Genomic DNA, 12112 nt, shown 5'->3' with positions numbered 1-12112 from the left:
TCGACCATGTCACGCTGGATCGCGCCTGCCGTCTTTGCCGTGCTGCTGCTTGGCAGCTGTGCCCAATCCCCGGAACGGATCGCCCGCGAGCACGCGAAGGCCGAGAGCGATCTTGCCACCGCCCTGGCCGGCCGCGTCGCGGGAAAGCCGGTATCTTGCCTGTCGAACGATCAGACGCGCAACGCGCAGATCATCGACAGCCGCACCATCCTGTACAGCCAGACCGGCCGGACGGTATGGCGCAACGACATCCGGGGCAGCTGCCCGTCGCTGCGCCCGGGATCGATCCTGATCGTCGAGGTCTATGGCAGCCAGCTGTGCCGCAACGACCGGTTCCGCGTCACCGAGCCCGGCGCCACAATCCCGTCGGCCTATTGCCTGTTCGGCAGTTTCACGCCCTACACACGGGCGCGAAACTGACCGATCAGAGCACGAACCGCGACAGATCGGTGTTGCGGGCGATGGCGGCGAGCTGCTTGTCGACATAGGCGGCATCGACCACCAACGTCTGCCCGGCGCGGTCCTCGGCGTCGAAGCTGACTTCCTCGAGCAGCTTCTCCATCACCGTCTGCAGACGGCGCGCACCGATATTCTCGATCTCGCCATTCACTTCGGCAGCAATCTTCGCGACGGCGCGGATGCCGTCGTCGGTGAACGTCACCGTCACGCCCTCGGTACCGATCAGCGCGACATATTGCTGTGTGAGCGACGCCTTGGTGTCGGACAGGATCGCGACGAAATCATCCTCGGTCAGCGCCTTCAGCTCGACGCGGATCGGCAGGCGGCCCTGCAGCTCGGGCAGCAGGTCGCTCGGCTTGGCGACGTGGAACGCGCCCGATGCGATGAACAGGATATGGTCGGTCTTCATCGGCCCATATTTGGTCGCGACCGTGGTGCCCTCGATCAGCGGCAGCAGATCGCGCTGCACGCCTTCCCGGCTCACCGAACCGCCGCGCACGTCGCTGACTGCGATCTTGTCGATCTCGTCGAGGAACACGATGCCGTTCGCCTCGGCATCCGCGAGCGCGATGCGGCTGACCTCATCCTGGTCGAGCCGCTTGTCGGCTTCTTCCTCGACCAGCTTCTCCCAGGCACCGGGCACGGTGATCTTGCGGCGCTTCATCTGGCCGCCGCCGAACGCCTTGCCCATCATCTCGCCGAGATTGATCATCTGCGCGCCGCCGCCGGGGATCTCGAACGGCATCTGGGCCTGCGCCTCCAGCTCGATCTCGATCTCGGTGGTGTCGAGATGACCGTCGCGGAAGCGCTGGCGGAACGCCTCTCGCGTCGCCTCGCTGGCGCCCTTGCCGGTCAGCGCGTCGAGCAGCCGGGCCATCGCGGCTTCCTCGGCCTTGTCCTTCACCGCGACGCGGCGCCGCTCCTTCTCGAGCCGGATCGCTTCCTCGACCAGGTCGCGGGCGATCTGCTCGACGTCGCGGCCGACATAGCCGACCTCAGTGAACTTGGTCGCCTCGACCTTCACGAAGGGCGCGTCGGCCAGCTTGGCCAGACGGCGGCTGATCTCGGTCTTGCCGCAGCCGGTCGGGCCGATCATCAGGATGTTCTTGGGGGTAACCTCGTCGCGCAGATCGCTGCCGAGCTGCTGGCGGCGCCAGCGATTGCGCATCGCGACCGCGACGGCGCGCTTGGCGTCCATCTGGCCGATGATGTGCTCGTCGAGCGCTGCGACGATGGCTTTGGGGGTAAGTGCGTCGTTCATTTTCTCTTCTATCTCCCCTCCCGCTTGCGGGAGGGGTCGGGGGTGGGCTCGCGCTCACCGCCTGCGTTGTCGTTCATGGATGCCTTCCCGCAATCGGGACGGAGTTAAGAGGCAGTATCCAGGCCTTCGACGGTCAGCCGGTCGTTGGTGTAGACGCAGACCTCGGCCGCGATCGCCATTGCCTTGCGGCAGATCTTCTCGGCGTCCTCCTCGTAATCCACCAGCGCGCGCGCCGCGGCGAGGGCATAATTGCCGCCCGATCCGATCGCGGCGATGCCGGCCTCCGGCTCGAGCACGTCGCCATTGCCGGTGAGGATCAGCGTCACGTCCTTGTCGGCGACGATCATCATCGCCTCGAGGTTGCGCAGATACTTGTCGGTGCGCCAGTCCTTGGCGAGCTCGACCGCTGCGCGCAGCAGCTGGCCGTGATGCTGTTCGAGTTTGCGCTCGAGCCGCTCGAACAGGGTGAAGGCGTCAGCCGTCGCGCCGGCGAAACCGCCGATCACCGATCCGTCGCCGAGGCGCCGGACCTTCTTCGCATTGGGCTTCATGACTGTCTGGCCCTGAGTCACCTGGCCGTCTCCGGCGACGATGACTCGTCCATTCTTGCGCACGGAGAGAATTGTCGTGCCGTGCCACGTTGTGTCGTTACCGCTCATGGGCGGCATATGGGATGGCATGGCCGGGTGCGCAATCCGCTGGTTAGCGGGAGTTGGTCCGGGCGCGGCTGACCGCGCCCGGACGGTATCCTTAGCGGCAGCGCGTGTTCTTGGAGTCGATCGCGGCGCCGGCAGCACCGCCGCCAACGGCACCGAGGATCGTGCCGAGCGTCCGGGAATCGCCCGGCGCGATGAGGTTGCCGAGCACGCCGCCAACCGCAGCGCCGACAATCAGGCCAGTCGTACCATCCGAGCGGCGGCAATAGTACCGGCCGTCCTGGCCGCGATAGACCCGGTCGTTGCGCGACAGGCGACGCTCGCGATAGTTCGGTGAATCGCGATAATAACGGTCTGCATAATAGCCGTTATATTGCGGATCGGGGCGGTTATAATCGTACTGGCGGTAGCTGCGGTAGCGCGGGTCGACCCCACTGTCGCCATAGCTCGAACAGCCCGCGACGAGGCTCGCACCAACGGCTGCGGCGGCCAGCAGGCCAAGTTTCTTGATACGCATCACACTCTCCCTGTCGTTGTGTTTCCGTAACGCGGTCCGTCGCGATATGGTTGCATTGCGGGAATGCACCGTGGTTGCGCGCGCAGGCCAGGCATGTGATCCTCCCCCCGATGGGCGTGGCCGAGATCCTGGGCGTGGCGGCGAGCGTGAGCCTGCTCGCGGGCTGGCGGCTGTATCTGTGCGTGTTCGCGACCGGGATCGCGATGCATACCGGCTGGATCGCCCTGCCCGAACATCTCCATCAGCTCGACGTCCTGGCCAATCCCTGGGTGATCGGCGTGGCCGGGATCGCAGCGCTTGCCGAGTTCCTGGCGGACAAGGTGATGTGGATCGACAGCGCGTGGGACGCGGTGCACACGCTCGTCCGGCCGTTCGGCGGCGCGCTTCTCGCGCTGGCGATCGTCGATCCGGACAATCAGGCCTGGCAGGTGATCGCTTTGCTGCTCGGCGGCAGTGCCGCCCTGCTCACCCACAGCGCAAAGGCCGGCACCCGCGCGGTGGTGAATGCCAGCCCAGAGCCAGTGAGCAATGTGATCGTCTCCACCACCGAGGACGTCGCGACCGGCGGGCTGTTGGTCGTCGCGCTCGCCAATCCGGTCGTCGCGATCGGCATCGCGGTGCTGCTGGCGGCCGGCGCGGTCGCAGCGTTGCTGATGCTACGGCGCCTGCTGCGCCGGATGACCGGGAAAGCCCGGCGCACGGCCCCGCCACCCCCCACCAATTAGCCCCGGATCGCGGCAGGCACGCGCCAGCGATACCGCGCAGTGCCCCTTCCCTGCGATGCGCCGGAACAGGTGGGCCGTGCGCCCGTTTAGCGGGCTTCATCCCGACCATTACCGAAAGGACACGATGCCCGCTGCTGCCGCCACCCCCAATCGCGATTATGCGCTCGGGCTGGCACGCGCCTTTGGCGGGGCGATCCTGTTCGGCCTGCCGCTGCTGATGACGATGGAGATGTGGTCGCTCGGCCTCTATACCCATCCCGCGCGGCTGCTGCTGTTCCTGGTGCTGAACTTCGGCGTGCTGGTCATCCTCTCCCGTTTCGGCGGGTTCGAACGCACGGCGAGCCTGATCGAGGACGTGCTCGACGCGCTGGCCGCCTATGCCGTCGGCATCGTGGCGTCGGCCGCCGTGCTGGCGCTGTTCGGCGTCCTCGCGCCCGGCACGCCGCTCGACGAGATCGCCGGCATGATCGCGATCCAGAGCGTGCCCGCCAGCTTCGGCGCGATGATCGCGCGCAAGCAGCTGAACGGCGGCGAGACCGAACCGGACGAGGAGCATGAAGCGCGTGCCGCCGGCTATGCCGGGCAATTGTTCCTGATGATGGCTGGCGCGCTGTTCATAGCCTTCAACGTCGCGCCGACCGAGGAAATGATCCTGATCGGCTTCAAGATGACGCCGTGGCACAGCCTCGCCCTGATCGCCGCCTCGCTTGCGCTGCTGCACGCGCTGGTGTTCTCGGTGGGCTTTGCCGGGGAAGATCAGGCGCCCGAGGGCTACGGCTTCGACCGGCGATTCCTGATCTACACCGTGCCGGGCTATGCCGTCGCGCTGCTGGTCAGTTTTTACACGCTGTGGACGTTCGGCCGGTGCGACGCCGGCGATCTTGGCGCGATCGCGACGACGATCGTGGTGCTCGGCTTTCCCGCGGCGATCGGCGCGGCCATCGCCCGGCTGGTGATCTAGGGGACGATGGTGGCCAACAAGACGCCCCGGACGGTCGACACGCCCCCGCTCGAATGGGTCGCGGCGGGCATCGGCTTGCTGTTGCTGCTGTTCCTGCTCGCGGTGATCGGCCGCGAGGCGATCAGCGGCGAAGCGGCCGAGTTGCCCGCGATCGAAGTCGCGGTGCTGCGGATCGAGCCGGCCGCTTCGGGATATGTCGTGGCGTTCGAGGCACGGAACCAGCGGGACGGCACCGCCGCCGCAGTGACGATCGAAGGTGTGCTGAAGGCTGGCGGCGCCGAAATCGAGACGAGCAGCGCAACGGTAGATTACGTGCCCGGCAAGGGCGCGACCAGGGGCGGGCTGTTCTTCAGCAAGGATCCGCGCACGGCCTCGCTCGAGGTGCGCGCGCTCGGATACCAGACGCCATGAGCGGGCAACCGCCCATCGGGACATTCTCACTCGGAGGGCGACGCCGTGGCGCGCCTGGAGTACCACTTACCCAACTGCCGCCAGCGATGCGAAGCGGCACAACCCAAGGTGAACACCATGACGATTCGTAACGGGAAAAATGCCTGGCATATCCTGGCCGCTGGCGCCTTGCTGGCCGTGGTGCCGACGAGCGCGCTGCTGGCGCAGGACAGCGGCCGTGATCGGCGCGACGACAAGGAGCAGACGAAGAAGCGGGACACCACCGGCGACGACGCCAGGGAAGTCGTATCGCAGCCAGTGCGCGACGTCGGCATCGAACGGACCAAGATCCCGCCGCTGCTGGTCGAAGTGAGCCAGGATCCGTATGGCACATATGGCACCGCCAATTGCCGGCAGCTCACATCGGGCATCACTGCGCTCAACGGCGTTCTCGGCCCCGATTTCACGGCGTCACCCCAGGCCAAGAAGACCAACATCGCCAAGGCCGGCGGCGCCGCGGTGGTGAACTCGCTGATCCCGTTCCGCGGGCTGGTGCGCGAAGTGAGCGGCGCGGCCCCGGCCGAACGGCGCCTGGAAGCGGCGACCAATGCGGGCATCGCGCGGCGCGGCTTCCTGCGCGGGCTGAAGCGCGCGCGCGGTTGTCGGTGATCTTCGGGCATCTCCGTCCGGACCTGACCGCTTGACAAATCCGCCCGATCGACCGGAAATCGCGGTCTATCGGGCGGAGAAGCGAGGATGGGCGGAAAGCAGGTCCTGGTGGTGGGGATCGATCCGGCAGTGATAGATTTCACCGAGCCGTTCTTCCTGGAAAAGCCTTGGCTGAACGCCGCAGTGATCCGTGACGGGCTGGCCCGCGACAAGGCGGCGCTCGCCACGCACGGCCATGGGACCGATCTGTGCATGATCGACCTTGGCGAGACGGCCGAAGCCGTGATGGCGGCGGCACTGGCCGCGAAGCAATACGACGTGGTCGTGTTCGGCGCGGGCGTGCGCAACGATCCCCAGCATCTGTTGCTGTTCGAACGGCTGGTCAATCTGGTCGCGCGCGACGCACCAGGCACGCGAATCGCCTTCAATACGCGGCCTGACGACACCGCCGAGGCGGCGCTGCGCTGGCTATGATCCTGCCGCTGATCGCGCTGCTTTCGGCCGCCGCCTCCCCGCCTGAGGCCCCCGCTGCCCGGCCGGCGCCGCTGAAGGCGAACGACATCGTCGCCGTCGGCACGCACAACAGCTACAAGCAGGCCATGCCGGCCGCGACGATGGCGACGTTGCGCGCGCTGAGCACGGCAATCGCCGACTCGCTCGACTATGCGCACCGGCCGCTGACCGAGCAACTCGATGCGGGCGCGCGGCAGCTCGAGATCGACGTGAACTACGATCCCGATGGCGGATATTATGCGAAGGGATCGAACGATCCGGCGCTGTTGCGGCCGGGATTCAAGGTGCTGCACATCCCGGCGATCGACAATGCCAGCAGCTGCGTGCTGCTGACCGAGTGCCTGACGATCATCCGGCGCTGGTCCGACGCGCATCCGGGGCATGTGCCGATCCTGCTGCTGTTCAACGCCAAGGACGAGCAGTACGCGGCGCGCGGCGGGATCGACGCGCGGCCGTTCGACGCCGCCGCGTGGGATGCGCTCGACGCCGAGATCCGGTCAGTGATGCCGCCCCAAAAGCTGATCGTGCCGGACGATGTGCAGGGCGCCTATCCCGATTTGCGCACGGCAGTGCTGGCGAACAACTGGCCGACACTCGACGCAGCGCGCGGGCGGTTCCTGTTCGCGCTCGACGAGAGCCCGGCCAAGGTGGCGGCCTATCGCGGGAACCGGCGATCGCTCGAAGGCCGGTTGTTCTTCATCAACACCGACGAGGATTCCCCCGCCGCTGCCTATCTCACGCTCAACGACCCGATCGCCGACGGCGCACGGATCGCGCGTGATGTCGCGGCCGGATATCTGGTGCGCACGCGCGCCGATGCCGACACCAGGGAAGCGCGGGCCAATGATCCGCAGCGGCGTGCGGCGGCGCTGGCCAGCGGCGCGCACTATGTCTCGACCGACTATCTTTGGCCGGACCCACGCTTCGCCGGAGGATATCAGGTGCGCTTGCCGAACGGCGCGACCGCCCAATGCAACCCCGTTCGCCGCGCTGCGGCGTGCCCGGCCGGCGATATCGAGCGCGGCAACTAGACGAGGACAGCGCGCCGGCGTCAGCCCCCGGCGGCGGGGCGGATGCGGAGGGAGACGAGGGTTGCCGTCTTCTCCGTGCCGGCCGCGACGATGCTGTAGAATTTGCCGGCGGCCTTGGCAGCGGCGAATTCGGCCTGGCTCACGGCCTTGGCGTCCCGCCAGCGGCCGTCTTCACGCAGCGCAAAGAAGGTCGCCGATGTCGCCAGGTTGAGCGCCGGCGCGAAGCCGAGCATGGCCTGGACGTCAGCGACGAGCGCGGGCTCCGGGACCTGGGTCGAGATGCCGCAGCTGGCGAGGCGCTCGTCGCGGACGATCGTCTCGCGCACGTCGAGCTTGAGTGTCGCATCGCCGGCGATGGTGAAGCGATCGAAGGCTGGATCGAACGCCTCCGGCATGCCCGGCCCGGCGCTGCGCCAGCCGGCGCGATCGGCCAATGCGAGGACCGCCACGGGCGAATCGTCTCGTCCAGTGCACAGAGTGTCATAAGCCGCCGCCATCGCCCCGCCGGTCCCCGGAACCGCCGCTGCCGCCGCCATCACCATCAGAAACATCGTATCCACCTTGATTCGAGGATACTCCCGGGCGACTCGTTTACGCCGCCAGCGCGCGCCGCGCGAGCGGATAGTCGAAGTCTGGCGGGAAAGGACCAGCTATCCGATCGTCTTGACCACCTTGCCGGCACCGTCAGTTATGGTGCTTTGCCGCACGTCCCAGCGGACCGCATCGAGGCCTGGAACGGTATAGCTGCCGGCCTTTGGCTGAAGCGTCCGGATGAGCGCGTCGAGGGTGGCGGGCGTCAGCTGCACGCGCAGTTCGCCATCGGCTTCCTCCACCAGATCGGCTGTGCCGGGCTCGAAGGCGAGACGCGCCGTGCCGCCGATCATGCGCAGCGGCTTGCCGAACGGGAGGCGGAGCACCAGCAGGCCGACCAGGCCCTCGATCTGCGCGGCGCCGATCTCGACGACGGTCAGCGTGGGGCGGAGGAAGCGCTTCTCCCGCGTCCAGGTCAGCATGTCGGTGTAGAGCAGGCCAGTCGAGGAACCGTCCCGCGCCGTCCCTTCCCGCACGGCAGCCGCGATCTCAGGGCGATCGAGCAGCGACGGGCGGGCCAGATCAGTCACCCAGAGCGGCATGGCCGGCAGCAGCGCCTCGAGCAGCTTGCGCGTGCTCCATTGCTTGGCGGCGCGCTCCTCATCGACGGTCAGCCCCACCAGCTGGAGGAAAGCGAGCCGGCCGTTGGGCGTATCGATCGCCGGCAGTTCCGGATCGAACAGGAAGCCGACCGATTCGAGCAAGGTGGGATCGTCCCTCGCAATCGGGCCATTGGCGTTCATCCATTGCCCGTCGTCGAACACATTGCCGGTCTTGAAGACGTAGCGGGCGATGTTCTGGAGCATGTTGTACACCCAGGCGGGCGGTTCCTCGGCCAGCGGATCGCAGGCGAGGCGGAAGGTCAGTTCGAAGCCGTAGCCGCTGATGTCAGGATCGTCCGATTCCTTCTCGTACAGTTCCGAAAAGCCATAGGTGACATAATGCCAGTGCGGCACCGGATCGGTGCGGTGCCATGCGCTGATGCCGGTCAGCGGATCTGGGCCGCCCAGCGCCCAGGGCACGAGCGTGCCGACATGCCGGGGCTCCTGCCCAGGATAGAGCCGGTCGGTCGCGGCTGTTATGGCGTCCCAGCCGGGCGCGGCATCGTCGGCCGCCTGATCTTCACTGCTCATGGTCGTTTCCAGTCGCCACTGCCCCTCCAGCCAGACCCGCCGACGATCCTAAAGTTCCGTCGCGCCGAGCAGATCGTGCCGGGCCGGCGACAAGACGGCGGCGCTCAGGGGGCGCAGCCGGGCGGGGTCGGCGGCGGGGCGCATCCGGGCCATCACCCGGGCGTAGAGCACGTCGCCGGTGACGCGGTGGGCGTACATCGGCTCGGTCGGATCGGGATCGACGCCGTCGCCGGGGAAATAGCCGATGCGATCCGTCACCACGCGGGCGCCCTGCGCGGTGTAGTGGAGGGCGAGGCGCTCGATCGCGAGCTTGGCGCGGCCATAGGCGCTGTCCGGGCCGATCCACAGCGAGGAGGGCACGAAGATCGCCTCATACCGACGCCAGTTCTCGAAATGCCCCGTAACCCGTTCGACATGGCGGACGGGATCGCCGTGCTGGTAGGCGCAATCGAAGAAATAGGGGCGTTCGCCGGGGGCCGGATCGCGGTGGCGGGGATCGCCGAGATCGACGCCCTGGACCGCAAAACCATCGCCCAGGAGGCGCGCCACGAAGGCCGCACCCAGGCGGCCCCGGGAGCCGATAACGATCGCCGCTTTCTTCATGCGCCACCGTAGCGGGACGGCGCGCGGCGGGATAGCCATGGCCGGGGCCGGTGCGATGCTTTTTGCGGGTCGGTCAGGCCTCGTACAGGGCGAGGAGCAAAGCAAGCGCAGCGAGCACTCCGACCGCGACCAGGCAATGGCGCAGGAACAGCGTCCGCCGGGCGAGCGCGCGGTTGGTTTCGGCCAGTTCGCGGATCAGCGCACCGGCCTCGCCGAGTTGGGCGTTGAGGGTCAGCAGCGAGCGTTCGAGCTCCTCGACGCGGGCGGCGAGGTGGCGGACGGTCGGCGCTTCGGAGCCGGCCGCGGCGACCTCCTCGCTCAGCTCCTCCCGGCTGCGGCGCAGGTTCAGGACCAGCTTCGACGCGGCCTCGTAGATGGCGGGCGCGCGGTCGAGCAGCGTGCCCCAGGGCACGAGCGACAATGCAGTGACGAATCCTCCGGCCATCATGATCCTCCTGCCCCTTCCCTGCGCCGTCCGGGGGCGGCGGGGCAAGGTGGATTTCCGTACACGGGAACACTGGATTTTCGTACGGTTATTGACTATGTATGTTTTATTGTACGGATACAGAAAGCATACAATGATGGAGCGGCCGGAGACTGATGCGGACAAGTTCCGCTGGATCATGAAATCGGGGTGGGAGGGGCTGTGCCCGCGCTGCGGCAAAGGGCATATGTTCACCTCCTGGCTGAAGGTGACGAAGAAATGCGCGGTGTGCGGGCTCGATTACCGGTTCGCGGCGCCGGACGACGGGCCGGCGTTCTTCTCCTTGTGCATCGTCGCCTTTCCGCTGACGTTCCTGCTTGTATGGATGGAAGTCGTGTACAATCCGCCGCTCTGGGTGCATCTGGTCACGTCGGTTCCGCTCATGGCGGTCGGCTGCCTGTTGCCGCTCAGGCCGATCAAGGGCTGGCTGGTCGCTTCGCAATATGTGAATCGGGCGCAGGAAGCGGGCACGAGCGCCTTGTGGGACAAGCTCCATGGCCGCGCGCCGGGCGAGCGCTCCGGCAATTTCGATGACTGAGACCTGGCTGCCCGATCTCGCGCACAGCGCCGGCGCCAAATATCAGGCGATCGCCGAGGCGCTCGAGACGGCGATCGCGCACGGGATTCTGCGCCGGGGCGACCGGTTGCCGCCGCAGCGCATGGTCGCGGCGCAGCTCGGCGTGGACCTGACGACGGTGACGCGGGCTTATGAGACGGCGCGGTCGCGCGGGCTGATCGAGGCGCGCGGCCGCGCCGGCAGCTTCGTCGCCACCCCCCAACCCGGGGCGGCGCCGCCCCCTGCGATCGACACGGGCATGAACATGCCGCCCGAGCTGCCCGACGGCCTGCTGCGCCGCGCGATCACCGAGGGCACCGCCGCGCTGCTGGCGGGGGCGGGCATGAGCTGGCTGCATTATTCGCCGGCCGGCGGCGCGCCGCAGGACCGCGCGGCGGGCGCGCGCCTGCTGACCGAGCGCGGGCTGCCCGCGGCCGAGGAGCAGGTGATCGTCACCGCGGGCGGGCAGAATGCGCTACACGCGATCCTGAGCACCACGCTGCGCGCGGGCGACACGGTGGCGTGCGGTCAGTTCGTCTATCCCGGCTTCAGCGCGCTGGCCGAGCGGCTCGGGTTGATCCTGCTGCCCCTGCCCGTCATCGACGCCGCCGCGATCGACGCGGCGTGCGCGGCTGGGACAGTGCGCGCGCTGTACGTGGTGCCGACCAACGACAACCCGACCGCGGTGACGCTCGACGTGGCAACGCGCGCGGCGATCGCGGCGGCGGCGCGGCGCCACGACCTGCAGGTGATCGAGGACGACGCGTACGGCCTGCTCGCGCCGACGCCGATTCCACCGATCGCGTCCTTTGCGCCGGAGCGCTGCTGGTATGTCGCGAGCCTGGCGAAGATCGTCACCCCGGCGCTGCGCGTCGCCTATGTGCGCGCGCCGAGCGTGGCGGGGGCGCTGCGCCTGGCGGCGGATGCGCACGAGACGGCGATCATGGCGCCGCCGCTCAACGCGGCATTGGCCAGCCGCTGGCTCAGCGACGGGACGTTCGACCGGCTGGTGACGGCAATGCGCAGCGAGATCGTCGCGCGGCAGGCGCTGGCGGACAGCGTGCTGGGTGCTGTGACGCACCGGCGATCGGCCGAGGGCTATCATCTGTGGCTGCCCCTGCCCGACCGGCGCGCGGCCGACGACCTGGTCAACGCGATGCGGCAGCACGGGCTGTCGGTGATCGCATCAGCCAGCTTCGCGGTGGGCAGGCGCGACGAGCACGCGGTGCGCGTGTCGCTGGGCGGCCCGGCCGACCGGGAGCGGCTGGTGCGCGGGCTGCGGATATTGCACGGCTATGTGTCGCAGCCGATCGGCAAGGCCGCGGCTCTGGTTTGAGCGCTCAGTGGGGCGCCGGTGCGCTGCGGCATGCCGCCATGACGCCCTGCCCCCGTGCCGTCACCTGTCGTCCGGCTTGTCCAGTTCCTGCATCCGCCGATTGACGAAATCGAGCGGCGAGGGATCGGGCTTGTCGAGCGCAACGCTGAAATCCGGTGGCGCGGCGCCCTTGCCCGCCGGCTTCGGCGCCGCCCGTTTTCCACCCTTTGCCGGCTTGCGCGCCATAT

The 12112-nt window shown here is 68.1% G+C and carries 17 protein-coding genes; 9 read left to right on the top strand and 8 right to left on the bottom strand.

Annotated features, from left to right (window positions below):
- The first annotated feature begins 6 nt into the window (after window positions 1-6).
- Window positions 7-420 carry a hypothetical protein gene (locus tag U1769_RS23675; protein ID WP_332720623.1) on the top strand — a complete coding sequence of 138 codons (414 nt, stop codon included), beginning with the start codon at window positions 7-9 and terminating at the stop codon, window positions 418-420.
- Between the two features lie 4 nt (window positions 421-424).
- Here the strand turns inward: U1769_RS23675 and hslU are convergent, their stop codons facing one another.
- The 3 genes from hslU to U1769_RS23660 form a co-directional block, all read right to left on the bottom strand.
- Window positions 425-1720, bottom strand: a complete 1296-nt coding sequence (gene hslU / locus U1769_RS23670; protein ID WP_332720622.1) for an ATP-dependent protease ATPase subunit HslU — start codon at window positions 1718-1720, stop codon at window positions 425-427.
- A gap of 104 nt (window positions 1721-1824) precedes the next feature.
- Window positions 1825-2379 carry an ATP-dependent protease subunit HslV gene (gene hslV / locus U1769_RS23665; RefSeq protein ID WP_332720621.1) on the bottom strand — a complete coding sequence of 185 codons (555 nt, stop codon included), beginning with the start codon at window positions 2377-2379 and terminating at the stop codon, window positions 1825-1827.
- A 91-nt stretch (window positions 2380-2470) separates the two neighbouring features.
- Window positions 2471-2893, bottom strand: a complete 423-nt coding sequence (locus U1769_RS23660; protein ID WP_332720620.1) for a glycine zipper 2TM domain-containing protein — start codon at window positions 2891-2893, stop codon at window positions 2471-2473.
- A 110-nt stretch (window positions 2894-3003) separates the two neighbouring features.
- Here U1769_RS23660 and U1769_RS23655 point away from each other — a divergent pair, with 110 nt between their 5' ends.
- From U1769_RS23655 to U1769_RS23630, 6 genes are all read left to right on the top strand, one after another.
- Window positions 3004-3618 carry a DUF4126 domain-containing protein gene (locus tag U1769_RS23655; RefSeq protein ID WP_332720693.1) on the top strand — a complete coding sequence of 205 codons (615 nt, stop codon included), beginning with the start codon at window positions 3004-3006 and terminating at the stop codon, window positions 3616-3618.
- A gap of 124 nt (window positions 3619-3742) precedes the next feature.
- Window positions 3743-4579, top strand: a complete 837-nt coding sequence (locus U1769_RS23650; RefSeq protein ID WP_332720619.1) for a TIGR02587 family membrane protein — start codon at window positions 3743-3745, stop codon at window positions 4577-4579.
- 9 nt (window positions 4580-4588) lie between these two features.
- Entirely contained in the window at window positions 4589-4990 is a 402-nt protein-coding gene (locus U1769_RS23645; RefSeq protein ID WP_332720618.1) for a hypothetical protein, read from the top strand.
- A 117-nt stretch (window positions 4991-5107) separates the two neighbouring features.
- Window positions 5108-5638 carry a hypothetical protein gene (locus tag U1769_RS23640; protein ID WP_332720617.1) on the top strand — a complete coding sequence of 177 codons (531 nt, stop codon included), beginning with the start codon at window positions 5108-5110 and terminating at the stop codon, window positions 5636-5638.
- An 87-nt stretch (window positions 5639-5725) separates the two neighbouring features.
- Entirely contained in the window at window positions 5726-6112 is a 387-nt protein-coding gene (locus U1769_RS23635; RefSeq protein ID WP_332720616.1) for a hypothetical protein, read from the top strand.
- Complete coding sequence (locus tag U1769_RS23630) at window positions 6109-7182, top strand: Ca2+-dependent phosphoinositide-specific phospholipase C (RefSeq protein WP_332720615.1); 1074 nt, start codon at window positions 6109-6111, stop codon at window positions 7180-7182. Before U1769_RS23635 ends, U1769_RS23630 begins: the two co-directional genes overlap by 4 nt.
- A 20-nt stretch (window positions 7183-7202) precedes the next feature.
- Here U1769_RS23630 and U1769_RS23625 read toward each other — a convergent pair whose 3' ends face one another.
- The 4 genes from U1769_RS23625 to U1769_RS23610 all read right to left on the bottom strand — a co-directional run bounded on the left by U1769_RS23625 (window position 7203) and on the right by U1769_RS23610 (window position 9954).
- The gene (locus U1769_RS23625) at window positions 7203-7742 is read right to left on the bottom strand and encodes a hypothetical protein (RefSeq protein ID WP_332720614.1); all 540 of its coding nucleotides are present in this window, start codon (window positions 7740-7742) and stop codon (window positions 7203-7205) included.
- 90 nt (window positions 7743-7832) lie between these two features.
- Window positions 7833-8906 (bottom strand): suppressor of fused domain protein, encoded by a 1074-nt coding sequence (locus U1769_RS23620; protein ID WP_332720613.1) that lies wholly within the window; start codon window positions 8904-8906, stop codon window positions 7833-7835.
- Between the two features lie 48 nt (window positions 8907-8954).
- Window positions 8955-9509 (bottom strand): hypothetical protein, encoded by a 555-nt coding sequence (locus U1769_RS23615; RefSeq protein WP_332720612.1) that lies wholly within the window; start codon window positions 9507-9509, stop codon window positions 8955-8957.
- Window positions 9510-9582: 73 nt separating this feature from the next.
- Complete coding sequence (locus tag U1769_RS23610) at window positions 9583-9954, bottom strand: hypothetical protein (protein WP_332720611.1); 372 nt, start codon at window positions 9952-9954, stop codon at window positions 9583-9585.
- 136 nt (window positions 9955-10090) lie between these two features.
- Here U1769_RS23610 and U1769_RS23605 point away from each other — a divergent pair, with 136 nt between their 5' ends.
- Window positions 10091-10531 carry a DUF983 domain-containing protein gene (locus tag U1769_RS23605; RefSeq protein WP_332720692.1) on the top strand — a complete coding sequence of 147 codons (441 nt, stop codon included), beginning with the start codon at window positions 10091-10093 and terminating at the stop codon, window positions 10529-10531.
- On the top strand, window positions 10524-11885 hold the full coding sequence (locus U1769_RS23600; RefSeq protein ID WP_332720610.1) for an aminotransferase-like domain-containing protein: 1362 nt from the start codon (window positions 10524-10526) through the stop codon (window positions 11883-11885). The genes U1769_RS23605 and U1769_RS23600 overlap by 8 nt, the downstream gene beginning before the upstream one ends.
- Window positions 11886-11945: 60 nt before the next feature.
- Here U1769_RS23600 and U1769_RS23595 read toward each other — a convergent pair whose 3' ends face one another.
- On the bottom strand, window positions 11946-12110 hold the full coding sequence (locus tag U1769_RS23595; protein ID WP_332720609.1) for a hypothetical protein: 165 nt from the start codon (window positions 12108-12110) through the stop codon (window positions 11946-11948).
- Window positions 12111-12112: the final 2 nt, after the last annotated feature.

This window comes from Parasphingomonas zepuensis, from assembly GCF_036663735.1.
Lineage (GTDB): Bacteria > Pseudomonadota > Alphaproteobacteria > Sphingomonadales > Sphingomonadaceae > Sphingomonas.
Note: the sequence above shows the minus strand (reverse complement) of the source record. Positions and strands in the feature narration are given on the sequence as shown.